Annotated in this window: 13 protein-coding genes and 4 pseudogenes; 10 read left to right on the top strand and 7 right to left on the bottom strand. The window is 60.1% G+C overall.

Annotation, left to right across the window (positions count from 1 at the left end; translation table 11 throughout):
- The 4 genes from PMI29_RS16675 to msrA all read left to right on the top strand — a co-directional run.
- Positions 1–763 (top strand): 2-oxo acid dehydrogenase subunit E2 (locus PMI29_RS16675; protein ID WP_007997389.1); only part of this gene is annotated, 763 nt, incomplete at its 5' end.
- A gap of 273 nt (positions 764–1,036) precedes the next feature.
- Positions 1,037–2,422, top strand: coding sequence for an alkaline phosphatase D family protein (locus PMI29_RS16670; RefSeq protein WP_007997390.1), 1,386 nt, complete (start codon positions 1,037–1,039; stop codon positions 2,420–2,422).
- Between the two features lie 229 nt (positions 2,423–2,651).
- Positions 2,652–5,345 (top strand): putative bifunctional diguanylate cyclase/phosphodiesterase, encoded by a 2,694-nt coding sequence (locus PMI29_RS16665; protein WP_007997391.1) that lies wholly within the window; start codon positions 2,652–2,654, stop codon positions 5,343–5,345.
- A 183-nt stretch (positions 5,346–5,528) separates the two neighbouring features.
- Positions 5,529–6,179: a peptide-methionine (S)-S-oxide reductase MsrA gene (gene msrA / locus PMI29_RS16660; RefSeq protein WP_007997392.1), complete on the top strand. Its 651-nt coding sequence runs from the start codon at positions 5,529–5,531 to the stop codon at positions 6,177–6,179.
- 120 nt (positions 6,180–6,299) lie between these two features.
- On the opposite strand, the gene PMI29_RS16655 is transcribed toward msrA, so the two are convergent.
- The 3 genes from PMI29_RS16655 to putP form a co-directional block, all read right to left on the bottom strand.
- On the bottom strand, positions 6,300–7,139 hold the full coding sequence (locus tag PMI29_RS16655) for a 23S rRNA (adenine(2030)-N(6))-methyltransferase RlmJ (RefSeq protein ID WP_007997394.1): 840 nt from the start codon (positions 7,137–7,139) through the stop codon (positions 6,300–6,302).
- A 255-nt stretch (positions 7,140–7,394) separates the two neighbouring features.
- A complete protein-coding gene (locus tag PMI29_RS16650) occupies positions 7,395–7,718 on the bottom strand; it encodes a hypothetical protein (protein ID WP_007997396.1) in 324 nt (107 codons plus the stop codon).
- A 442-nt stretch (positions 7,719–8,160) separates the two neighbouring features.
- Positions 8,161–9,645, bottom strand: coding sequence for a sodium/proline symporter PutP (gene putP, locus PMI29_RS16645; protein WP_007997398.1), 1,485 nt, complete (start codon positions 9,643–9,645; stop codon positions 8,161–8,163).
- A gap of 461 nt (positions 9,646–10,106) precedes the next feature.
- Here putP and putA point away from each other — a divergent pair, with 461 nt between their 5' ends.
- The gene (putA, locus tag PMI29_RS16640) at positions 10,107–14,057 is read left to right on the top strand and encodes a trifunctional transcriptional regulator/proline dehydrogenase/L-glutamate gamma-semialdehyde dehydrogenase (protein WP_007997399.1); all 3,951 of its coding nucleotides are present in this window, start codon (positions 10,107–10,109) and stop codon (positions 14,055–14,057) included.
- Positions 14,058–14,315: 258 nt separating this feature from the next.
- Entirely contained in the window at positions 14,316–16,118 is a 1,803-nt protein-coding gene (locus PMI29_RS16635; protein WP_007997400.1) for an acyl-CoA dehydrogenase, read from the top strand.
- 131 nt (positions 16,119–16,249) lie between these two features.
- Here the strand turns inward: PMI29_RS16635 and PMI29_RS33100 are convergent, their stop codons facing one another.
- From PMI29_RS33100 to PMI29_RS16620, 4 genes and pseudogenes are all read right to left on the bottom strand, one after another.
- Positions 16,250–17,095 carry a methyl-accepting chemotaxis protein gene (locus PMI29_RS33100; protein ID WP_443216450.1) on the bottom strand — a complete coding sequence of 282 codons (846 nt, stop codon included), beginning with the start codon at positions 17,093–17,095 and terminating at the stop codon, positions 16,250–16,252.
- A gap of 18 nt (positions 17,096–17,113) precedes the next feature.
- Positions 17,114–18,202: pseudogene (locus PMI29_RS33105) on the bottom strand (HAMP domain-containing protein); the annotation flags it as partial.
- Positions 18,203–18,302: 100 nt separating this feature from the next.
- Positions 18,303–18,605, bottom strand: a complete 303-nt coding sequence (locus PMI29_RS16625) for a cell division protein ZapA (protein WP_007981180.1) — start codon at positions 18,603–18,605, stop codon at positions 18,303–18,305.
- A complete protein-coding gene (locus tag PMI29_RS16620) occupies positions 18,602–18,832 on the bottom strand; it encodes a hypothetical protein (RefSeq protein ID WP_007971835.1) in 231 nt (76 codons plus the stop codon). The genes PMI29_RS16625 and PMI29_RS16620 overlap by 4 nt, the downstream gene beginning before the upstream one ends.
- A 341-nt stretch (positions 18,833–19,173) precedes the next feature.
- Here PMI29_RS16620 and PMI29_RS33110 point away from each other — a divergent pair.
- The 4 genes and pseudogenes from PMI29_RS33110 to PMI29_RS16605 all read left to right on the top strand — a co-directional run.
- Positions 19,174–19,830: pseudogene (locus tag PMI29_RS33110) on the top strand (MCP four helix bundle domain-containing protein); the annotation flags it as partial.
- A 303-nt stretch (positions 19,831–20,133) separates the two neighbouring features.
- Positions 20,134–20,733, top strand: a pseudogene (locus tag PMI29_RS33115) (methyl-accepting chemotaxis protein); the annotation flags it as partial.
- 238 nt (positions 20,734–20,971) lie between these two features.
- A complete protein-coding gene (locus tag PMI29_RS16610; protein ID WP_007981173.1) occupies positions 20,972–22,714 on the top strand; it encodes a potassium/proton antiporter in 1,743 nt (580 codons plus the stop codon).
- 34 nt (positions 22,715–22,748) lie between these two features.
- Positions 22,749–24,674 (top strand): annotated as a pseudogene (locus PMI29_RS16605) (mechanosensitive channel MscK); the annotation flags it as partial.

Here is a 24,674-nt window from a genome sequence, read left to right on the forward strand (position 1 = left end):
GGCTGCTGCTGGCGCAACCGGTGGCGCGGGCATCCCGCCGATTCCGGTCGTGGACTTCAGCCGCTTCGGTGAAATCGAAGAAGTGCCGATGACCCGCCTGATGCAGGTCGGCGCCGCCAACCTGCACCGCAGCTGGCTGAACGTGCCACACGTCACGCAATTCGACTCGGCGGATATCACCGAGCTCGAAGCGTTCCGTGTTGCCCAGAAAGCCGTTGCAGAGAAGGCCGGCGTCAAGCTGACCGTCCTGCCATTGCTGCTCAAGTCCTGCGCGCACCTGCTCAAGGAACTGCCGGACTTCAACAGCTCGCTGGCGCCAAGTGGCAAAGCGATCATCCGCAAGAAATACGTGAACATCGGCTTCGCCGTCGACACCCCGGATGGCCTGCTGGTACCGGTCATCAAGAACGTCGACCAGAAGAGCCTGCTGCAACTGGCTGCCGAAGCCGCTTCCCTGGCTGAAAAAGCCCGGACCAAGAAGCTCTCGTCGGACGAGATGCAAGGCGCCTGCTTCACCATTTCCAGCCTCGGGCACATTGGCGGCACCGGCTTCACGCCGATCGTCAACGCGCCGGAAGTGGCGATCCTCGGTGTTTCCAAGGCAACCATCCAGCCAGTCTGGGACGGCAAAGCCTTCCAGCCGAAGCTGATGCTGCCGCTGTCGCTGTCCTACGATCACCGTGTGATCAACGGCGCCGCCGCTGCACGCTTCACCAAGCGTCTGAGCGACCTGCTGGGCGACATCCGCACCATGCTCCTGTAACACCGACCGGCCCTCCTTCACCGGAGGGCCTCTCGCGTTCCACGTTTCCGAGCGCCACGCTCGTACCTCAACCCCGCCAATTTGGCGGGGCTTTTTTTTGCCTGAAGTTCTTATTTAAAACGCCTTCCTACAATTGTGGCTGATATAGCCCACAACTCGAATCCATTTCTGCCAGTTACTTATTCGGGCCAAATAACTAGTCTTGGCTGAATGCCCCCTATTAAAGCCAAAACAACCAACTACCTGATTAACTGGCAGCGAATGGACTCAAACATGCTAAAACCAACTGTCGGCCCGATTATTGGCCACACCACAACTAATCACGCGCGTATCTTTGTGCGCGGCAAAGCGCAAAAAGATGCCCCTGTATTTGCCGGAATTCGTTATCGGCAGCCAGGACATGAACAATGGCTTAAAAGTATCTTTATAAGGCTGACAAGCCTGCAAGACATGTCCGACGTCATTGTTCTCAATAACCTGGCGGCCGATACCGAATACGAGTACCAGGCCGGCTGGTTCAGCACCACGAGTACCGGGCACACCGAGGAGTCGCTGCAAGAACTGCCGCTGCAATGGCCGCAAGAACTCTATCGCTTGCGCACCCGGTCTGGCGCTGTCGGCACGCCGAGAGCCTATATTGTCGGCTCATGTCGTTACTTGCGGATGACCGCCGGTATCCCGTCGGCGCCACAACTGGGCGATCGGATATTTGCCTCGATGACACAATTGGCACAGCAAGCCAACCCGCCGGTCAGCGCAATGTTGATGACTGGCGACCAGATCTATGTCGACGATTTGAACTTTTTCGCGCCTGACCGCGAACATCAACAAATACTCGCAAAATACCGTGCGGCGTTCTCCCAGCCACATATTTCCAGGTTAATGGCCAACGTATCGACTTACATGATCCTCGACGACCACGAAATTGAAGATAACTGGCCAAAGAAGAAAAGATCAGGCGATGATGTGCTGTATAAAAACGCCATCACTGCTTATGAGTTATATCAAGCCAGCCACAGCCCGGTATTTGACGATGGCCGGATCGGCCGCCATCCGAAGCACTATTGGTATCAATTCACCGATGGCGATATCGAATGGTTCGTCACCGATAGTCGCACCCGGCGCAATCTGTCCGCCGATGATCGACGCATCCTTGATGTTGAACAGGAACATGCCTTGTGCCAATGGCTGATCCACAGCCCCGCCCGGGTCAGGATGGTAGTCACCAGCGTGATGTTCTTTCCTGACGCCAAACGCGACGGGGATGACGCCTGGGGCGGTTTTCCCGGGCAACGGCTGCGTTTGCTGGAGACCATTCGTACGCACCGCATCAGGAACGTCATCTTCATTTCCGGTGATGTTCACGGTTCGCTGACCAGTCGGTTAACCCACAGTGAAGACCAGGACTTCGAAGTGCACACCATCGTGTCGTCGCCATTGTGCAACACCAGACTGCTGCCCTATGCCACTCAATCCAGCTTTATCCTCGACCGGCCGCTGGCCCGGAACGCTGCAGGCGAATATCGGCAAGAATTGACCGGCAAAGTCATCAGTCAGGATAACTTCGCGCATCTGGTCATCAATGCAGAACGCATTCAGGTGAATTACCACGATCGGGATGGCAAGTTGCTGCAATCGACAGGTATTGATTTGCGGTGATGGCAAAAAATCGCAGCCTTCGGGACGACCCCAAAGGCTGCAATCTGATCAACAGCAATACTTTTTGCCGGGCGCTGCAGAAATCTTCACGCCTGCCGACATATTCTTATAGCACTTGGCCTTCATCTCTCTTGTCAGTCGGTGTCGCAATGATGCAACCTTGCCGCAGGCAACAGTAAAGAGGGCGAGAGCCCAGCGCGTTCAGCATATTCGAAGCGAGTTCCCCTCCATGAAAAGCCAACCCGATGCCGCCAGCCGTATGGTGGCCGAGGTAGTGACGCAGTTGCCTGTGCCCTCGCGGCTCGGCATGCTGCGTTTCGAACGGCTTAATGAACCCAGCTGGGCGCTGCTGTTTCTCGATCCCAATTGCGAACGCCAGTTCGGCCTGCCCGCCGTTGAGCTGTGTGCGCTAGTGGGCTCGCCCTACGCCAGCCTGATGGAGCCGCAAGCACGCTATCAACTGCACGACGCGATCCAGCAACAGCTGACTGAAAGCACGCATTACCTGATCCGCTACACCCTGCACACCGCCTCGGGCTCCCTGAATCTGCTGGAAACGGGCGAAGCCTACAAACAACACAATCGACATCTGTTACGCGGCTACCTGTTGGTCATTGACGGCCTGTTCGAGGATGACCCGCTGCAACCAGCCCTGGATCTGGAAACCCAGAACTCGCGCCTGCAAATCGCCCTGGAACTCAATCAGCGAGCCCAGCAGGAGCAACTGCTGCATCTGGACCGGGTGCGTGCCCAGCAGGACCTCATCCTGCTGCTCACCCGTCAACGCTACAGCAGCAACAATTCCTTGCGCGAAGCCGCCGAGCTGATCACCCGCAGCGCCTGTAACATTTACGAAATCGACTGCGCCAGCCTGTGGCACCTCGAAGGCTCGATGCTGGTGCCGATCTCGGCCTATCACCGCACGAATCAGGAATACCTGCTGCCGCAGCCGATTGACGTCAGTGTTTTCCCCGATTACCTCGACGCCTTGCACACCGGCCGCGCCATCGACGCCCATAACGCCATGCGCGACCCACGCACCCGGGAGATGGCCGAAAGCCTGCGCCCGCGCGACGTCAACGCGATGCTAGACGCCAGTATCCGCGTCGATGGCCAGGTGGTCGGCGTGCTGTGCCTGGAGCAAACCGGGGCGACCCGCGCCTGGCAGTCGGATGAAATCGCCTTCGCCGGCGAACTGGCGGACCAGTTTGCCCAGGTCATCAGCAACCACAACCGGCGTACCGCCACCAGCGCCCTGCACCTGTTCCAGCGTGCGGTCGAACAAAGTGCCAACGCCTTTCTGCTGGTCAACTGCGACGGCGTGGTGGAATACGTCAACCCGAGTTTCACCGCGATCACCCAGTACTCCACCGAAGAAGTGCACGGTCAGCGCCTGTCGGAACTGCCGGCCCTGGAGAACCTCAGCGAACTGCTGTTCGACGCGCCTTCGGCGCTGGTCAAGAGCAACAGTTGGCAGGGCGAATTCAAGAGCCGCCGGAAAAACCTCGAACCCTACTGGGGCCAATTGTCGATCTCCAAGGTTTACGGCGACAACCGCGAGCTGACTCACTACATCGGCATTTACGAAGACATCACCCAGACCAAGCTCGCTCAGCAGCGTATCGAGCGTCTGGCCTACACCGACAACCTGACCAACCTCGGCAACCGCCCGGCCTTCATCCGCAACCTCGATGAACGCTTCGCCCGGGACAGCGACGCGCCGATCAGCCTGTTGCTGGTGGACATCGACAACTTCAAGCGGATCAACGACAGCCTCGGCCACCAGACCGGCGACAAACTGCTGATCAGCCTGGCCCGGCGCCTGCGCAACAGCTTGATCCCGAGCGGCAGCCTGGCGCGATTCGCCAGTAACGAATTCGCCGTGTTGCTGGACAACAGCGATCTCACGGTGGGCCAGCAAGTGGCCAACCAGTTGCTGGCGACCCTCGACAAACCGATGTTCGTCGACAACCAATTGATCAGCGTCACAGGCTCTGTGGGCCTGGCCTGTGCCCCGCTGCACGGGCGCGACCCGCAAACCCTGATGCGCAACGCCGGGCTGGCACTGCACAAGGCCAAGGCCAACGGCAAACATCAGGTGCAGGTGTTCACCGAAGCACTGAACGCCGAGGCCAGCTACAAGCTGTTCGTCGAAAACAACCTGCGCCGCGCCCTGACCCAGAACGAACTCGACGTGTTCTACCAGCCCAAACTGTGCCTGCGCAGCGGGCGCCTGCTGGGTATGGAAGCACTGCTGCGCTGGGATCATCCGGAAAAGGGCATGATCCGCCCGGATCAGTTCATCAGCGTCGCCGAAGAAACCGGCTTGATCATTCCGATCGGCAAATGGATCGCCCGCCAGGCCTGCCGCATGAGCAAAGCGCTGACCGCCTACGGCCTGGGCAACCTGCAAGTGGCGATCAACCTGTCGCCCAAGCAGTTCTCCGATCCGGACCTGGTGGCCTCCATTGCCAACATCCTCAAGGAAGAAGCCCTGCCGGCTCATTTGCTGGAGCTGGAGCTGACCGAAGGCCTGCTGCTGGAAGCCACCGAAGACACCCACTTGCAACTCGACCAGCTCAAGCGCCTGGGCCTGACCCTGGCCATGGACGACTTCGGCACCGGTTACTCGTCGCTCAGTTACTTGAAAAAATTCCCCATCGACATCATCAAGATCGATCGAAGCTTCATCCACGAAATCCCGGACAACCAGGACGACATGGAAATCACCTCTGCGGTGATCGCCATGGCCCACAACCTGAAACTCAAGGTCGTGGCTGAAGGCATCGAAACTGCCGACCAGTTGTCGTTCCTGCGCCGTCACCGCTGCGATGTCGGCCAGGGCTACCTGTTCGACCGTCCGATCCCGGGCAATGAGCTGATCGAAAAGCTCAAACGCTACCCGCGTGGCCCAATCGCCTGACAGACACAGAACCTGTGGGAGCGAGCTTGCTCGCGATAGCGGTGGATCAGTCGACATTGATGCTGAAAGTTATGCCCTCATCGCGAGCAAGCTCGCTCCCACAAGGGTAGTGCGTATCTGGCCGGCATTGGGCACACTGGCAGTCTGTTTATTTACAACTCAACCTGACTGAGAGGACTGATCATGGTTCTGCGCTCGGAAATTCTGGTGAACAAAAACGTGCTCCCGACTAAAGAACAAGCTCTGCCTGGCCGCGAAACCCCGATGAACCTGCCTGAGAAGCACTTTGTCTTCAAAGACACCCCTCTGCTGGGCCCATTCTTCGAGGACGTCGAGTTCGCGATCTTTGGCCTGGGCTGTTTCTGGGGTGCGGAACGCCGCTTCTGGCAGCGCGACGGCGTGGTCAGCACTGTTGTGGGTTACGCCGGCGGCTTCACGCCGAACCCGACCTACGAAGAAGTCTGCTCGGGCCTGACCGGCCACGCCGAAGTGGTGCTGGTGGTGTATGACAAGGCCAAAGTCAGCTACCAGGAGCTGCTGGCGATGTTCTGGGAACTGCACAACCCGACTCAGGGCATGCGTCAGGGCAACGACATCGGCACCCAGTACCGCTCGGTGATCTACGCTACCTCGCCAGAACAACTGGAAGCCGCGCTCAAGAGCAAAGAAGCGTACCAGGCTGAACTGTCCAAGGCCGGCCTCGGTGAAATCAGCACCGAAATCGACCAAGCCCCAACCGTTTATTTTGCCGAGACGTATCACCAGCAATACCTGGCCAAGAATCCGGAAGGCTATTGCGGGATTGGCGGTACAGGCGTGACCTGCCCGATCTAACTACTGTAGGAGCGAGCTCGCTCGCGAAAAACCAAAGGGCGCCGCTGGGCATCTGGTTTTACGCGTCAACGTTCACCAACTTCGTCGGAACGCCGCCCGGAGCGAGCTCGCGCCTACAGATCAACTCTCGGCAATCAACCAATCCATCCGCCACCCACCCTGAGTCTGTCCAAGCTTCTCGGACAACCACGGCAGCAGCTCACGCAACTCTTCCTCCAGCCCCCACGGCGGATTGGCAATCGCCAACCCGGAGCCGTTCAGGCTGTTCGGCGTATCCAGCGGATGCACCAGCAACTCCACCCGCAACAACTTCGGCGCACCGGTACCGGCCAGGTCCTGGTAGAAACGACGCAGCGCGCGCTGATCCTTCACCGGATACCAGATCGCTGCCACGGTTTGGCGCATCCGGCCAATCGCCTCTTTGAGCGACGCGGCACAACGCTGCATCTCGTCGAGCTTCTCGAACGGCGGATCGATCAACATCACCGCACGCTTCTCCGGCACCGGCAGCAAGGCCCGCGACACATACCAGCCTTCGCCTAGGTGCACCTTGACCCGACGATCACCGGCCATGTTGTCCTTGAGTAAAACGCCATCTTCCGGATGCTTCTCGTTGAGCAACACGCGGTCCTGCGGGCGAGTCAAACGTCGCGCCAGCTCCGGCGACCCCGGGTAATAGCGCAACTGGCCATCCGGGTTCATCTCGTGCAGCACTTGCATGTAATCGGCGGTCAGGATCGGCAGATCCGGCTGATCCCACAAACGCGCAATGCCTTCCAGGTACTCACCGGTACGGCTGGCCTGGTCACCCTGAAGATCGTACAAACCGATGCCGGCGTGGGTGTCGAGATAGGCAAACGGCTGCTCCTTGCGCGACATCAGGGCGATGAGACGGGTCAAGGTCAGGTGTTTGAACACATCGGCGTGATTGCCGGCATGGAAGGCGTGACGATAATTCATGGCTGCTCCTGCGAAGGCCGGGAAGTTTACCTTTTACCGGCCGGCAAGTCAGGGGTTCGCGGCCAAGCGGCCAGTTGAGGCACTACACACCCCTGTGGCGAGGGGGCTTGCCCCCGTTCGACTGCAAGGCAGTCGCCAACCCCAAGCACTGCGGTGTGCCTGATAACACCGGGGCGCTGTACTTAGGGTTGCTGCGCAACCCAACGGGGCAGTGCGGCGCTCAGACAAACACCCTCGCCACAAAAGCACTCCGCGCTACGCCGAAGGCCGCGCCCGCAACCGCCGCCCGACCACATCCAGCACATCACAGCCATCGCGCAACGGAATGGCGCAGAGCAAGGCGAAATCACTGAGGATGAACGACTCGCACTCGATCGAACCGCGCATGGACAGGTTCTCAAGCACTTGGGTTACTGCGCGGATTCTGTAGTTGGCAGCGTCGGTGAGGATGTCGAGTGGCGCGTGGGTGTCGACGAACAGGGTGGGCATGTCGTTGCAGTTGCTGGTCAATGCCATGAAGCGGTTGTCGGGATGAGGGATCGGTTTTTCGTAGGGTGGGTCTGGATGAATTGTTTTCATTTTTTAACCTCTGGTAGAAGTGGGGCTACCATCGGCCTTCCTACAGGCTTGGGTGGCAGCCATACGCGGGGTAGGAATATCGAGACCAGAGAACTCGACCACGCCGAAGCGTGCCCGCGCACAGCCGCCGCAACAGATCTTACGGGCGCACGTTAGTCGCCGCAAATCAGGTGTCGATGCCAAGCGTGTCCTATGGTCTTAACGGGTTCCTACACCCCACCACTGAATAGTCAGTGACCGCCAAAGACTATCGATGGAACTCACATCACACCACTTCATGAAAACCGCTACGTTTTGAAGGAAACGTCCGAGGACCCTGCCCGGAAAATTCGCAGATGACGACGGACACCACGGATATTGGAGAAGCAAAAAAAAACGGCCCGCACCAAAAGCTGCGAGCCGTTCTTTTATCAGAGCCGGGAAGAGTTCAACCCATCACTCATCACTTGTTCAGACGATAATCACGCTCTGCAGCCGCAAAACGCTGGAACATGCCGGCAGTCGGCGTGCCCATTTTGCTGACGAAGTAGATCGCCAGGCTGGCGAAGATGAAGCCCGGGATGATTTCGTACAGGCCCAGCAGTTCGAAGTGTTTCCAGACGATCACGGTGATCGCGCCGACCAGGATGCCGGCCAGTGCGCCGTTGCGGGTCATGTCTTTCCAGATCACGGAGATCAGCACGACCGGACCGAATGCGGCACCGAAACCGGCCCAGGCGTAGCTCACCAGACCCAGAACACGGTTTTCCGGGTTGGCCGCCAGTGCGATAGCAACCAGGGCCACCAACAGCACCATGGCACGGCCGACCCACACCAATTCAACCTGGGAAGCGGATTTACGCAGGAAGGTCTTGTAGAAGTCTTCGGTCAGGGCGCTCGAGCACACCAGCAACTGGCAGCTCAGGGTGCTCATGACGGCAGCCAGAATGGCCGACAGCAGGATACCCGCGATCCATGGGTTGAACAGGATTTTGGCCAGTTCGATGAACACACGTTCGTGGTTTTCACTCACTGGCATGGCCACGGCCGGGTTGGCCGAGAAGTAGGCGATACCGAAGAAGCCGACTGCGACGGTGCCGCCCAGGCACAGGATCATCCAGGTCATGGAGATGCGACGGGCGTTGGCGATCGATTTAACCGAATCGGCAGCCATGAAACGCGCCAGGATGTGCGGCTGGCCGAAGTAGCCCAGACCCCAGCCCATCAGCGAGATGATGCCGATGAAAGTGGTGCCCTTGAGCATGTCGAAGTTGCCCGGATCTTGCGCTTCGATGGCCAGGAAAGTGGTGTCGACGCCGCCAGTGGCCAGCAGCACGATAACCGGCGTCAGGATCAACGCGAAGATCATCAGGGTGGCTTGTACGGTATCGGTCCAGCTCACGGCCAGGAATCCGCCGATAAAGGTGTAGGCAATCGTCGCCGCAGCACCGGCCCACAGCGCAGTCTCGTAGGACATGCCGAAGGTGCTTTCGAACAGACGGGCGCCGGCCACGATGCCGGAAGCGCAATAGATGGTGAAGAACACCAGGATCACGACCGCAGAGATGATCCGCAGCAGGCCGCTTTTGTCTTCGAAACGGCTGGCGAAGTAGTCCGGCAGGGTCAGTGCATCACCGTTGTGCTCGGTTTGCACGCGCAGACGGCCGGCGACGAACAGCCAGTTCAGATAGGCGCCGACGATCAGGCCGATGGCGATCCAGCTTTCGGAAAGACCGGACATGTAGATCGCGCCGGGCAAGCCCATCAACAACCAGCCACTCATGTCGGAGGCACCGGCGGACAGTGCGGTAACGACGCTGCCCAGGCTACGGCCGCCCAGAATGTAGTCGGAAAGGTTGTTGGTGGAGCGATAGGCCATCAAGCCGATCAGCACCATTGCTGCGATGTAGATCACGAACGTGATCAGGGTTGGATTGCTTACGCTCATTAAGTTACGCCCTGGCTTTGTTTTTATGTAGCAGCGGCTGGTGAACCGCTCGCAAACGCATGCGTTTGACAGACGATCCTGGATCCCGCGCATTTATGACTGATGTTTCCCCAGGAAAGCCATCAGCCGGTACACCTGCCTTTTCGACGGGTTGCACCTTGGGGCGCGAATGCTATGCAACAAAGCAAATCTGGTGCAACCCATTTTTCGAGAATAAGTTGCACCTGCGTGATTTACCCGTATCCAAATGTTTTTTGTTCCCTTTTGACGCAGTTCAGGCGCCTTATTAGAAGTAAAAGCACCAAGCAGGGGCAGCACGCTCGTTCCAGAATTTAATTCCCGACGAGGCGCCGATTTTTCCTGCAAAAAAAGGGTTGCACCCGGTTGCACCTCTACAGTCGCACGGCTAATCTTGCCGCCAGCTGATGCCACGCCGTCGTGGCAAACATGAGGATAAAAACATGGCTACCACCACCCTTGGGGTCAAACTTGACGACCCGACCCGCGAACGCCTCAAGGCCGCCGCGACCTCGATTGATCGCACGCCGCACTGGCTGATCAAGCAGGCAATCTTCAATTACCTGGAAAAACTCGAGGGTGGTGCAACCCTGACCGAGCTGAGCGGTTTGACCAAGGATTCCGACGACTCCGTCGACGCACCTCTGGATCACGCCCACCAGTGCTTCCTCGAATTCGCCGAAAGCATCCTGCCGCAATCGGTACTGCGCGCATCGATCACCGCCGCCTACCGCCGCCCTGAACCGGAAGTCGTGCCGATGCTGATCGAGCAGGCACGCCTGCCGGCTCCGATGGCCGAAGCCACCAACAAACTCGCTGCCTCGATTGCTGAAAAACTGCGCAACCAGAAGAGCGCTGGCGGCCGTGCCGGCATCGTTCAGGGCCTGTTGCAGGAATTCTCCCTGTCGTCCCAGGAAGGTGTGGCGCTGATGTGCCTGGCCGAAGCGCTACTGCGTATCCCGGACAAAGGCACCCGCGATGCGCTGATCCGCGACAAGATCAGCACCGGCAACTGGCAGCCGCACCTGGGCAACAGCCCGTCGCTGTTCGTCAACGCCGCCACCTGGGGCTTGCTGCTGACCGGCAAACTGGTGTCGACCCACAACGAAGCCGGCCTGACATCGTCCCTGAGCCGCATCATCGGCAAAAGCGGCGAGCCGATGATCCGCAAGGGCGTCGACATGGCCATGCGTCTGATGGGCGAGCAGTTCGTGACCGGCGAAACCATCGCCGAAGCCCTGGCCAACGCCAGCAAGTTCGAAGCCAAGGGCTTCCGTTATTCCTACGACATGCTGGGTGAAGCCGCACTCACCGAGCACGACGCGCAGAAGTACCTGGCCTCGTACGAACAAGCCATCCACTCGATCGGCAAAGCGTCCCACGGTCGTGGGATTTATGAAGGCCCGGGCATCTCGATCAAACTGTCCGCCCTGCACCCGCGTTACAGCCGCGCCCAGTACGAGCGCGTGATGGATGAGCTGTACCCGCGCCTGCTGTCGCTGACCTTGCTGGCCAAGCAATACGACATCGGCCTGAACATCGACGCCGAAGAAGCCGACCGCCTCGAGCTGTCGCTGGATCTGCTCGAGCGCCTGTGCTTCGAGCCGCAACTGACCGGCTGGAACGGCATCGGTTTCGTGATCCAGGCTTACCAGAAGCGTTGCCCGTACGTGATCGACTACGTGATCGACCTGGCACGCCGCAGCCGTCATCGCCTGATGATCCGCCTGGTGAAGGGCGCGTACTGGGACAGCGAAATCAAGCGCGCCCAGGTCGAAGGCCTGGAAGGCTACCCGGTCTACACCCGCAAGGTGTACACCGACGTTTCCTACATCGCTTGCGCACGCAAACTGCTGTCGGTACCGGAAGTCATCTACCCGCAGTTCGCCACGCACAACGCCCACACCCTGTCGGCCATTTACCATATCGCCGGTCAGAACTATTACCCGGGCCAGTACGAGTTCCAGTGTCTGCACGGCATGGGTGAGCCACTGTACGAACAAGTTGTAGGCAAGGTTTCCGAAGGCAAGCTGAACCGTCCGTGCCGTGTGTACGCTCCGGTCGGCACCCACGAAACCCTGCTGGCCTACCTGGTGCGTCGCCTGCTGGAAAACGGCGCGAACACCTCGTTCGTCAACCGTATCGCAGACCAGTCGATTTCCATTCAGGAACTGGTGGCCGACCCAGTGGCGAGCATCGAGCAGATGGCGACCGTGGAAGGTGGTTTCGGCCTGCCGCACCCGCGCATTCCTTTGCCGCGTGATCTGTACGGTTCCGAACGCGCCAACTCCAGCGGCATCGACATGGCCAACGAACATCGTTTGGCATCGCTGTCCTGCGCACTTCTCGCTACCGCACACAACCACTGGAAAGCGGCGCCGATGCTCGGTTGCGCGTCCAGCAACGAAGCCCCGGCGCAGGTTTTGAACCCGTCCGACCTGCGTGATGTGGTCGGCCACGTACAGGAAGCCACCGTCGAAGACGTCGACAACGCGATCCAGTGCGCCCTCAACGCCGCACCGATCTGGCAGGCCACGCCGCCCGCCGAGCGCGCCGCGATCCTGGAACGTGCCGCCGACCTGATGGAAGCCGAGATCCAGCCGTTGATGGGCCTGCTGGCTCGTGAGGCCGGCAAGACCTTTGCCAACGCCATCGCCGAAGTGCGTGAAGCCGTGGACTTCCTGCGTTACTACGCGGTGCAGGCACGCAACGATTTCACCAATGATGCTCACCGCCCGTTGGGCCCGGTTGTATGCATCAGCCCGTGGAACTTCCCGCTGGCGATCTTCAGTGGCCAGGTGGCTGCTGCCCTGGCGGCCGGTAACCCGGTATTGGCCAAGCCTGCGGAACAAACGCCGCTGGTCGCCGCTCAAGCTGTGCGCCTGCTGCTCGAAGCCGGCATTCCGCAAGGCGTACTGCAACTGCTGCCGGGTCGCGGTGAAACCGTGGGTGCCGGCCTGGTGGGCGATGAGCGCGTCAAAGGCGTGATGTTCACCGGCTCCACTGAGGTCGCGCGCTTGCTGCAACGCAACATCGCCGGCCGCCTGGACAGCCAGGGTCGTCCGATTCCTCTGATCGCCGAAACCGGCGGCCAGAACGCGATGATCGTCGACTCTTCGGCACTGACCGAACAGGTGGTGATCGACGTGGTTTCCTCGGCGTTCGACAGTGCCGGTCAGCGTTGCTCGGCCCTGCGTGTCTTGTGCTTGCAGGAAGATTCCGCTGATCGCGTCATCGAAATGCTCAAGGGCGCGATGGCTGAAAGCCGTCTCGGCAACCCTGAGCGCCTTTCCGTGGACATCGGCCCGGTGATCGACGCCGAAGCCAAGGCTGGCATCGAGAAACACATCCAGGCCATGCGCGACAAGGGTCGCAGCGTGTACCAGGTGGCTATCGCCGACGCCGAAGAAGTCAAACGCGGCACCTTCGTGATGCCGACGCTGATCGAACTGGAAAGCTTCGACGAACTGCAGCGGGAGATCTTCGGCCCGGTGCTGCACGTGGTTCGCTACAAGCGCAAAGACATCGATCAACTGATCGGTCAGATCAACGCTTCCGGCTATGGCCTGACGCTGGGCGTGCACACCCGCATCGACGAAACCATCGCCAAGGTGATCGACAACGTCAACGCCGGTAACGTCTACGTCAACCGCAACATCGTCGGTGCCGTGGTCGGCGTGCAGCCGTTCGGCGGCGAAGGCCTGTCGGGCACCGGCCCGAAAGCCGGTGGTCCGTTGTACCTGTACCGCTTGTTGTCGACGCGTCCTGCGGATGCGATCGAACAGTCCTTCGCTCGCGGTGATGCCGCCGCAGCACCGGACGTTCGTCTGCGCGACGCCATGAGCAAGCCGCTGACCGCCCTGAAAGCCTGGGCCGACAGCAACAAGTTTGCCGACCTGAGCACCCTGTGCGTGCAGTTCGCCGCACAATCGCAAAGCGGCATCACCCGCGTGCTGGCTGGCCCGACCGGCGAGCGCAACAGCTACGCGATCCTGCCACGGGAACACGTGCTGTGCCTGGCGGAAGTCGAAGGCGACCTGCTGACTCAACTGGCGGCGGTACTGGCTGTCGGCGGTTCTGCGGTCTGGCCGGAAACTGACTTGACCAAGGTATTGTTCGCACGTCTGCCGAAGGATATTCAGGCACGCATCAAGCTGGTTTCCGACTGGAACAAGGACGAAGTGGTGTTTGATGCGGTTCTGCATCACGGCCATTCCGACCAGTTGCGTGCGCTGTGCCAGCAGGTGGCCAAGCGTGCCGGCGCCATCGTCGGTGTGCAGGGTCTGTCGCAAGGCGAAACCAACATTGCGCTGGAGCGTCTGGTGATCGAGCGTGCATTGAGCGTCAACACCGCTGCGGCGGGTGGTAATGCGAGCTTGATGACCATCGGCTAAACCCGATAAGCCAGGCTGCCGCAATGGTTGCCCGGTATGCAATACCCTCTGTGGGAGCGAGCTTGCTCGCGATAGCGATCCATCAGTCACCTCCTATGTTGACTGATCTGCCGCCATCGCGAGCAAGCTCGCTCCCACAGTGGTTTGGGGGCGCTTGCAAAGTCGCCGCCCTGCCCAGTTATCACGCTCATCAATCATGCTATTCAGCATAAATTCACAAGCCTAGACTCGGCCCATCCCAATAAAAGGTAGGCCGCCATGTCCGAGACGTTGCTCAGTTCCCGTAATCTGGCTTTCGAGCTGTATGAAGTCCTCGATGCCGAGGGCCTGACCCAGCGTGAGCGTTTCGCCGAGCACAATCGCGAAACCTTCGATGCGGCCATCGGCACCGCCCGCAGCATCGCCGAGAAGTTCTTCGCCCCGCACAACCGCAAGGGCGACGAGAACGAGCCGCGCTATGAAAACGGTCAGGCGATTCTGATTCCGGAAGTGAAACCGGCGGTGGATGCCTTCCTCGAGGCCGGTTTCCTCAATGCCGCGCGCAGTTTTGACGCCGGCGGCATGCAGCTTCCTACCCTGCTATCGCAGGCCTGCTTTTCGCACTTCCAGTCGGCCAACGCCGCGTCGACGTCTTATCCGTTCCTGACCATGGGCGCGGCCAACCTGATCGAAAGCTTCGGTACCGACGAGCAGAAGCGCCGCTTCCTGCAACCGATGATCGACGGCCGTTTCTTCGGCACCATGGCCCTGACCGAACCCCACGCGGGCTCATCGTTGTCGGATATTCGTACTCGTGCAGAACCTGCGTCTGACGGCACTTATCGCCTCAAAGGCAACAAGATCTTTATCTCCGGTGGCGATCACCCGCTGTCGGAGAACATCGTGCACATGGTGCTGGCCAAGCTGCCGGACGCACCGGCCGGGGTGAAAGGCATTTCGCTGTTTATCGTGCCCAAGTTCCTGGTCAACGACGATGGCAGCCTCGGCAAGCGCAATGACGTGTTGCTGGCCGGGCTGTTCCACAAGATGGGCTGGCGCGGCACCACATCCACCGCGTTGAATTTCGGCGATAACGGCGAATGTGTCGGCTATCTGGTGGGCAAGCCGCACCAGGGCTTGAGCTACATGTTCCAGATGATGAACGAAGCGCGAATCGGCGTCGGCATGGGCGCGGTGATGCTCGGCTACGCCGGCTACCTGTACTCGCTGGAATATGCCCGCGAACGTCCGCAGGGTCGCGTGCCGGACAGCAAGGACCCGAACACCGCACCGGTGGCGATCATCCAGCACGCCGACGTCAAACGCATGCTGCTGACGCAGAAGGCCTACGTCGAAGGTTCATTCGATCTCGGCCTGTACGCGGCGCGACTGTTCGACGATACCACCACCCTGGAAACCGAAACCGAACGCAAACAGGCCCATGAACTGCTGGACCTGCTGACGCCGATCGTCAAATCCTGGCCGTCGGAGTTCTGCCTGAAGGCCAACGAACTGGCGATCCAGATCCTTGGCGGCCACGGCTACACCCGCGAGTACCCGGTGGAGCAGTACTACCGCGACAACCGCCTGAATCCGATCCATGAAGGCACCCACGGCATTCAGTCGCTGGACCTGCTGGGGCGTAAACTGGCGCAAAACGGCGGCGCCGGGCTCAAGCAATTGATCCGTTTGATCGCCGACACCGCCGAGCGCGCCCAGGCGTTTGATTCGCTGACGCCGCTACGCGAGCCGCTGGAAAAACTGGTGGCGCGCCTGCAAACCGTGACCATCGGCCTGTTGACGGACCTGGCCCAGGGCAAGGTCAACAGCAGCCTGGCGAACTCGGCGCTGTACCTGAAGGTGTTCGGTCACACCGTGATCGGCTGGCGCTGGCTGGAACAGGCGATCCGCGCCGAGGAAGGCCTGGCCAAGGGCAATGCGGCGGATGTCGGCTTCTATAAAGGCAAGCTGCAGGCGGCGCGCTACTTCCTGACGTGGGAGGTGCCGGGGTGTCACCATGAGTTGGCGATTCTTGAGGCGCGGGATGATGTTTGCCTGGGCATGCAGGATGAGTGGTTCTGATCCAGCCTTTGTGGATTGGCTGAAATCCAATCGCGAGCAAGCTCGCTCCCACAGGGAACCGCGTCCATCAGGTCAACGCGATCCAGTGTGGGAGCGAGCTTGCTCGCGATGGCGTCAAAACATACGCCACATCACCCCAGCTTGAACCCGCCCATCTGCCGCGCCAGATCATCCGCCAACCGCTGCAACGTCTGGCAATCATCCCGACAGGCCCTGACCTCCCCCGCCGTCGCCCGGGCCAGATCGGAAATCCCTTGCACATTGCGATTGATTTCCTCGGTCACCGCCGACTGCTCTTCCGTCGCCGTCGCCACCTGATGGTTCATATCGCTAATGCGCTCCACTTGCCCGGTGATCGCGGTCAATGAGGAGCCGGTACGCTGGCTCGACTCGACACCCGTGCCGGTCGCGGCTTGCCCGGAATGCATCGACGACACCGCGTTTTCCGCCCCTTGCTTGAGGCTGCCGATCATCTGCTGGATTTCATCGGTGGACGATTGCGTGCGCCGCGCCAGGGTGCGCACTTCATCGGCCACCACGGCAAACCCACGACCCATGTCCCCGGCCCGCGCCGCTTCGATAGCGGCGTTGAGCGCCAGCAGGTTGGTCTGCTCGGAAATCCCGCGAATCACCGCCAGCACCTGATCGATGGACGCCACCTGATGGGCCAGTTCACCCACCGCCGTCGCCGCGATGCCGATCTCCTGGGACATGCTTTCAATGTGGCGGATCGAACCACCCACCACTTCCCGCGCCTGCATCGCTTCGTCCCGGGCGGTTTGCGACGCCACCGCCGCATTGCCGGCGTTCTGGGCGATCTCCTGAACGGTCAGGCCCATTTCATGGACAGCAGTAGCGACCATGTCGGTCATTTCCTGTTGGCGGCCGGAGCGTTCGGCGGTGTTATCCACAACCCTGGCCACTTGCCCCACAGCCGTGCGCAAGCGTTCGCTGGTGGTCAGCACTTCGCCGATCATGTCGCGCTGGCTATCCAGGAACCGATTGAAACCGCGAGCCAGATCGCCCAACTCATCGGCGCGACTGGAATCTAACCGGTGGGTCAAATCTCCACCACCGCTACCGATGGCAACCAGCGCCGCTGTTACCTGACGAATCGGCCGTACCAACCCACGGGCCAGCAACACCACCAGCAACAGGCACACCAGCGCTACCGCCAAACCGATGCCGCTACTCATCCACATGGCGCGGCGGGCTTCGGCGTAAATTTGCGACTGCGGCACTTCGGCCACCAGGGTCCAGCCCAGATCGCGTAGCGGCAGGCTTAAAGCGAGAAAGTCTTCGCCGTCGCGCTGGAAGCTGCTGTTGGTGGCAGCGGCCTTGAAGGTAGAGAGCTGACCAATGACGGCTTGCGCCGCTGACTCGCCAATCTGCTCAGCCAGCGTGCGCTTGCCGCTGAATTGCGCTTCAGGATGAACCTGGATCAAACCGTCGGAACGCACGAGATAGACCTTGCCGCGCTCACCAAAGCTAAAGTTGTGAATCAGCTCCGACAGCTCTTTCATGCTCAGGCCAAGCCCGGCAACGCCCACGACTTTACCGGCCTGCTCGACCTTGAGGTCGATGAACAGCGCCAATTCTCCGGTGGCCGTGTCGTTGTCGATATTGAGGGTGCGCGGCTGGTTGCTGTCGAGGAACGCATAGAACCAGGCGTCTTTGGGATTGGAACGGCTGAGGGTCCGGTCCAGGCCTTTTTCGGTGAAGTAGTGATTGGACGCCGTGCCGATAATCAGCGCGGTAAAGGCCTTGTGCTCGGCGCGCAGGCCTTCGAGATAGGTAGCAAACGTGCCGGTCCGGGCGCTGTCTTCACCCCCGGCCAGCCAGTCGCGCACCATGCTGTTGCTGGCGATGTCCTTGGCGGCGGTGAGGGGCTGGACGAGGATCCGCTCGATGTCGTTGCGCATCGCTTCGATGCTCGACGGCAAGGCTTGCTCAACCAGATAGCTCTGGGCGAGACGATTGACCACCAGGGTATAAATGCCAACCACGATCAGGATACTGACCAGCAGGGCAGTGCCCATACTCAGGATCAACTGCCATTGAATACTGCGTCGCCAGAACTGCATGGAGCACCCCCAAAGAATAAGAGGCTGAAACACTGCAACAGCCGTGCCGATTGTATACAAACCAACCGACAATCTATTCTTTGGTTGTGCGCAAAGCCGATCAGGCCTGATTGATCGTCTTGGAGATCACTTCAACCGTGGCGCTGACTTGCTCTTGGTAACGGTCGAGTTCGAGCTTGTGCTGCTTCTGCATTTCAATCTGCTGGGAACACAGATTCATCGCCGCCAGCACCAGCAGTCGGTCACCGATCAGCGTCGGGTACTTTCTCTTGGTTTCGGCCAGGGCTGCCTTCAACATCATCGCGGCGTCCAGCAGGGTTTGTTCTTCCCCGGCCGGCGCCTTGATCGAATAGTCCTCCCCCAGGATCGAGACGACTTTTACCCCTGCGGCGTTGTAACTCATGCGCTGACAGGACCCGCGCTGACACGCTCAACCAGGGCCTGGATGCGAGCCGCCGTGGCGCCTTGCTTCTCTTCCTGCTCCATCAGGCTCAGTTGCAGGCTTTCGTTTTCATCCTTGGCCTGGGCCAGTTCTGCAGTCAGGGTCTGGTTAGTGCCGAGCAGGGTCTGGTTCTGTTGCACCAGATCGCTGACCAGTTGTTCCAATTGGCTTAGAGATGCTTCCAACATTTTGATTTTCCGGGCTTTTTCAAAGGGCGCGTACGATAAAGAAAAGTCACCGTGGATGCCAGGGTTATACAGGCGCAAAGCCTTGATTTTGCTGACGGGCGACCTTCCTCGCGAGTTTTAAAGACTGTGACAGGCCGATCTGGTTCCTGCACTTCGTCGCCATAAGGTGCAACCGGCTAAAACAAGCAGGACTCAAGACTTCAGTCCGGCGACCGATAAGTCATTCATACAGCAGCCTAAGCCCCGCACGGATGCGCTCTTTTTCGGTGAACGCCATGTCCCTTCGTAATATGAATATCGCCCCTCGAGCGTTCCTCAGCTTTGCGCTGATCGGCGGCTTGATGATGATTCTGGGGGTGTTTGCCTTGAATCAGATGAGCAAGATCCGCGGCGCCGCCGAAAACATCACCAATAACAGTGTGCCGAGCATCAAGAGCCTGGACGAGTTCACCCAACTCACCTTGCGCCTGCGCGTGCTGTCCTACCGTTTGCTGGTGAACCGCGAACCTGACGTGCAGCAGAAAACCATGGAACTGCTGGAACTGCGCAACCAGCAGATTCGCACCGCCCAGGTGACCTACGAAAAGCTGATCGCCAACCCGCAGGAACGTGCAACCTACGATCAATACGTGCAACTGCTGGGGCAATATCGCCAGATCGAAGACCGGATGAAGACCCTGTCGCGTAACAATCAAGTCGATGAACTGCGCAACCTGCTCAACACCGACTTGCTGAGCAACTCCGAGGCAATCAACACCGTGTTGAACCGCCTGCTGGAGATCAACACCCAGCAGACCCAAGACACCAACCAGCAGGCCGCCGACCAATATGATTCGGCGTTCAACCTGGTGATCACCCTGCTGGTGATTGCCACTGCGCTGACGCTGCTGTTCGCCTGGTTGCTGACCAACAGCATCACTCAACCGATCGCCAACGCCCTGAGCGCCGCCGAACAAATTGCCGAAGGCAACCTGACACGCCCGATCACCGTCGACGGCGAAGACGAAGCCGGCCGCTTGCTGCTGGCCATGTCGAAGATGCAGGAAAAACTGCGCGACACGCTGCAGCGCATTTCCGGCTCGGCCACACAGCTTGCGTCCGCTGCCGAAGAACTCAACAGCGTCACCGACGAAAGTGCCCGCGGCCTGACCCGGCAAAACAACGAAATCGAACAGGCCGCCACTGCGGTCAATGAAATGACCAGCGCCGTGGAAGAAGTCGCCCGCAACGCGGTCAGCACCTCCGAAGCGTCGAAGAACGCCACCACGTCTGCCGGTGACGGTCGTGATCTGGTGCAGGAAACCGTCAGCGCAATCGAACGCATGAGCGCCGACGTGCAAAGTACCGCGACCCTGATCGGCGACCTGGCCAATGAGTCTCGCGACATCGGCAAGGTGCTGGATGTGATCCGTGGCCTGGCCGACCAAACCAACCTGCTGGCCTTGAACGCCGCCATCGAGGCCGCGCGCGCCGGTGAGGCCGGTCGAGGTTTCGCGGTGGTGGCCGACGAGGTTCGTGCCCTGGCTCACCGCACCCAGCAGTCGACCAGTGAAATCGAACGCATGATCGGCAGCATCCAGAGCGGCACCGGGCACGCGGTGGATTCGATGCGCAACAGCACCGAGCGCGCCGAATCGACCCTGAACATCGCCCGCGGCGCCGGCCTGTCGCTGGATACCATCAACAGCGCCATCGTCGAAATCAACGAGCGCAACCTGGTGATCGCCAGCGCCGCCGAAGAACAGGCGCAGGTGGCCCGTGAAGTGGATCGCAACCTGGTGAACATTCGCGACCTGTCGGTGCAATCGGCCACCGGAGCGAATCAGACGAGCGCGGCGAGCAGTGAGCTGTCGCGCCTGGCGGTGGACCTGAACACCCTGGTTGGGCGGTTTAGCCTGTAACACGCTGACGCGACCGCTGTAGGAGCGAGCTTGCTCGCGATGAACGTTAACGATGACGCGTGCTTCCTGATTCAACGCGTCGTCATTGAGTTCATCGCGAGCAAGCTCGCTCCTACAGAGGGCTGCGATGATCTGAAAAAGCTTTTTGACAGCATCACATTTCAACAGGTTAGAATCGCTGGCACGCAGACTGCATGGTCAGTTTGCGCCCGCCTTTCAGCTTTCTGGAGTACTGCCTTTGAATGCGACGACCATCAACAGCCTGTTCTTGATCGGCGCGTTGCTGGTAGGTGCGAGCATTCTGGTGAGCTCACTTTCGTCCCGCCTCGGCATCCCGATTCTGGTGATCATCCTGGCCGTCGGCATGGCGGCCGGCGTCGATGGCGGCGGCATTATCTTCGACAACTATCCCACGGCTTATCTGGTCGGCAACCTCGCGCTGGCGGTGATCCTGCTCGACGGCGGCTTGCGCACCCGGGTGTCGAGTTTCCGCGTGGCGTTATGGCCGGCGTTGTCCCTCGCCACCGTCGGGGTACTGATTACCACCGGGCTGACCGGCATGGCGGCCGCATGGCTGTTCAACCTGAACCTGATCCAGGGCCTGCTGATCGGCGCCATCGTCGGCTCCACCGACGCCGCGGCGGTGTTCTCGCTATTGGGTGGCAAAGGCCTGAACGAGCGGGTAACCGCCAGCCTTGAAATCGAATCTGGCAGCAACGACCCAATGGCGGTGTTCCTCACCGTCACCCTGATCGACATGCTCGCCAGCGGCCAGACCGGCCTGCACTGGAGCCTGCTGACCCACCTGCTGCGCGAGTTTGGCATTGGTGCTGTCATCGGCCTGGGCGGTGGCTGGCTCATGCTGCAACTGGTCAATCGCATCAACCTGGCCACCGGCCTGTATCCGATTCTGGTCATCGCCGGTGGCCTGGTGGTGTTTGCCCTGACCAACGCCCTGCACGGCAGCGGCTTCCTCGCGGTGTACCTGTGTGGATTGATGATCGGCAACCGTCCGGTGCGCAGCCGTCACGGCATTTTGCACATGCTCGACGGCATGGCCTGGCTGGCACAGATCGGCATGTTCCTGGTGCTGGGGCTGCTGGTGACGCCTCACGATCTGCTGCCAATTGCCTTGCCGGCACTGGCACTGGCGCTGTGGATGATTCTGTTTGCCCGGCCACTGTCCGTAGTGGTTGGCCTGCTGCCGTTCAAGGCGTTCCATGGTCGTGAGAAAGCGTTCATTTCCTGGGTCGGCCTGCGCGGCGCGGTCCCGATCATTCTGGCGGTGTTCCCGCTGATGGCCGGCCTGCCCAACGCCCAGCTGTACTTCAACCTCGCGTTCTTTATCGTACTGGTATCGTTGTTGGTTCAGGGCACCAGCCTGCCGTGGGTCGCCAAGCTGTTGAAGGTGACGGTCCCCCCGGAGCCTGCGCCCATCTCCCGTTCGGCCCTGGAAGTGCACGTCACCAGCGAGTGGGAGCTGTTCGTTTATCGCCTCGGCGCGGAGAAATGGTGCATCGGTTCGCCCCTGCGCGAACTGAAAATGCCCGAAGGCACCCGTATCGCCGCCCTGTTTCGTGGTCAACAATTGCTCCATCCGTCGGGTAGTACGGTGCTCGAAGTCGATGATTTGCTGTGTGTTATCGGCCATGAACACAACCTGCCAGCCCTCGGAAAACTCTTCAGCCAGGCGCCTCAACGGGGCCTCGATCTGCGCTTCTTCGGCGACTTCGTTCTGGAAGGAGACGCCCAGCTGGCCGCGGTTGCTGCCCTGTATGGCCTGAAGGTCGAAGGCATCGATCCGGACATGTCCCTGGGCCATTTCATTGCCCAGAAAGTCGGCGGCGCGCCGGTAGTGGGTGACCAGGTGGAATGGAACAACACCATCTGGACCGTGGCAGTCATGGACGGGAACAAGATCGGCAAAGTGGGCGTCAGATTCCCCGAAGGAAGTCGCCCGGGCCCCGGACTCTTCCTCTAAACTGCTTCCACTCTCACTTGCTTGACCGGTCTTTATGCCTAACCTGCGCTCCATTTTCGCCATTGCCCTGTTGGGCTTGAGTCTTTCTGTCGGTACTGTCGGTACATTGCAAGCGGCCGAACCGCCTTCCAGCGAAGCCGTGCAGGCGAGCCTGGACAAGATCGCCGACCGCAAACTGCCGGAAGCCGATCAGAAGGCCCTGCAAACCGTCCTGCAAAACACGCTGAGCCAGCTCAACAACAAGCGTGATTACGAGCAGAAACTGGTCGCGCTCAAGCAGCAATTGAACAATGCGCCCAAACAGACCGTCGAGAACCAGCGTGAACTGACCCGCCTCAAAGCCAGCACCGTGGTGCCGGTGGCGCAGCGTTTCGCCAAAGAACCGATCCAGCAGCTGGAACAAATGCTCACTGAGCGCTCCACCCAGCAAAGCGATCTGCAAAAAGCCCTGGCTGATGCCAACAGCCTGATCATCACCGCCCAGACCCGCCCCGAGCGAGCTCAAGCGGAGATTTCGAGCAGCCAGACGCGCATCCAGCAGATCAACAACATCCTCAAGACCGGCAAGGACAGCGGCAAGGCCTTGAGCGCCGAACAGCGCGACCAGCTCAATGCCGAGCTGGCAGCGCTGAACGCCCTGATCCCGCTACGGCGCCAGGAACTGGCCGGCAATACCCAATTGCAAGACCTCGGCAACAGCCAGCATGACCTGTTGTCGGAGCGGTCCGACCGCCTGGATAAGGAAATCCAGGAACTGCAAACCCTGATCAACCAGAAGCGTCTGGCGTTGTCCCAGGAAACGGTCACCCAGCAATCCATCGAAGCGCAGAAAGCCGGCGGCAGCAGTCTTCTGGCCACCGAAAGCGCGGCCAACCTGAAGCTTTCGGACTACCTGCTCAAAAGCACCGACCGCCTCAACGAAGTCACCCAGCAAAACCTGCAGACCAAGCAACAACTGGACAGCCTGACCCAGAGTGATTCGGCGCTGGACGAGCAAATCAACGTGCTCAAAGGCAGCCTGCTGCTCTCGAAGATTCTCTACAAACAGAAACAAGCGTTGCCGCGCCTGCGGCTCGACCGCAACCTGGCCGACCAGATCGCCGACATACGCCTGTATCAGTTCGAAGTCAGCCAGCAACGGGAGTTGCTGAGCAGTCCGACCACCTACGTCGATAACCTGCTGTCGACCCAGCCGCCCGAGCAAGTCACCCCGCAGCTGCGCAAAAGCCTGATGGAACTGGCCACCACCCGTGCCGACCTGCTGGAGCGCCTCAATCGCGAACTGAGTGCGGTGCTCAATGAATCCATCACCCTGCAACTGAACCAGAAGCAACTGCTCAGCACGGCGCAAAGCCTGCGGGCGACACTCGATGAGCAGATGTTCTGGATTCCGAGCAACAAGCCGCTGGAGCTGGAGTGGATTCGCAGTGCGCCGGATCGCCTGCAGCGTCAACTTGATTCACTACCGGTACTTTCAAGCCTGAGCGAACTGGCCGACGGCCTGACCCAGCGCCCGCTGCTGTTCCTGCCACTGGCACTGCTGATCGGTGCGCTGTTGTGGCGCCGCAAGAATTTGTACGCGCGACTGATCAAGGTTCACCAGGACATCGGTCACTTCAAACGCGATAGCCAGTGGCACACGCCGCAGGCGATTCTGATCAACATCCTGCTGGCGATGCCGGTTTCCCTGGGCCTTGCATTGTGCGGGTTGGCCCTGCGAATCGACGCCCGTGGGCAGAACGCCAATATGGGCGCGGCGCTGCTGCAAATGGCCGGGGCCTGGCTGGTGTTCTACACCGCCTACCGGATCCTCGCACCGGGTGGTGTGGCAGAACTGCATTTCCGCTGGGAAAAGCCTCAGGTGGAATTCCTGCGCAGATGGGTCCGCCGACTCGGCATAGTGGTGATGGCACTGGTGACCGTAGTGGCCGTTGCCGAACTGCAACCGGCGGCGCTGGCC

It is taken from the genome of Pseudomonas sp. GM49 (genome assembly GCF_000282355.1).
Classification (GTDB): Bacteria; Pseudomonadota; Gammaproteobacteria; order Pseudomonadales; family Pseudomonadaceae; genus Aquipseudomonas.

What these genes read in the sequence shown, in the direction of transcription:
- PMI29_RS16670 (WP_007997390.1), top strand. Translation starts at nt 1,037, where the DNA reads ATGCTAAAACCAACTGTCGGCCCGATTATTGGCCACACCACAACTAAT.
- PMI29_RS16665 (WP_007997391.1), top strand. Translation starts at nt 2,652, where the DNA reads ATGAAAAGCCAACCCGATGCCGCCAGCCGTATGGTGGCCGAGGTAGTG.
- msrA (WP_007997392.1), top strand. Translation starts at nt 5,529, where the DNA reads ATGGTTCTGCGCTCGGAAATTCTGGTGAACAAAAACGTGCTCCCGACT.
- PMI29_RS16655 (WP_007997394.1), bottom strand. Translation starts at nt 7,139, where the DNA reads ATGAATTATCGTCACGCCTTCCATGCCGGCAATCACGCCGATGTGTTC.
- PMI29_RS16650 (WP_007997396.1), bottom strand. Translation starts at nt 7,718, where the DNA reads ATGAAAACAATTCATCCAGACCCACCCTACGAAAAACCGATCCCTCAT.
- putP (WP_007997398.1), bottom strand. Translation starts at nt 9,645, where the DNA reads ATGAGCGTAAGCAATCCAACCCTGATCACGTTCGTGATCTACATCGCA.
- putA (WP_007997399.1), top strand. Translation starts at nt 10,107, where the DNA reads ATGGCTACCACCACCCTTGGGGTCAAACTTGACGACCCGACCCGCGAA.
- PMI29_RS16635 (WP_007997400.1), top strand. Translation starts at nt 14,316, where the DNA reads ATGTCCGAGACGTTGCTCAGTTCCCGTAATCTGGCTTTCGAGCTGTAT.
- PMI29_RS33100 (WP_443216450.1), bottom strand. Translation starts at nt 17,095, where the DNA reads ATGATCGGCGAAGTGCTGACCACCAGCGAACGCTTGCGCACGGCTGTG.
- PMI29_RS16625 (WP_007981180.1), bottom strand. Translation starts at nt 18,605, where the DNA reads ATGAGTTACAACGCCGCAGGGGTAAAAGTCGTCTCGATCCTGGGGGAG.
- PMI29_RS16620 (WP_007971835.1), bottom strand. Translation starts at nt 18,832, where the DNA reads ATGTTGGAAGCATCTCTAAGCCAATTGGAACAACTGGTCAGCGATCTG.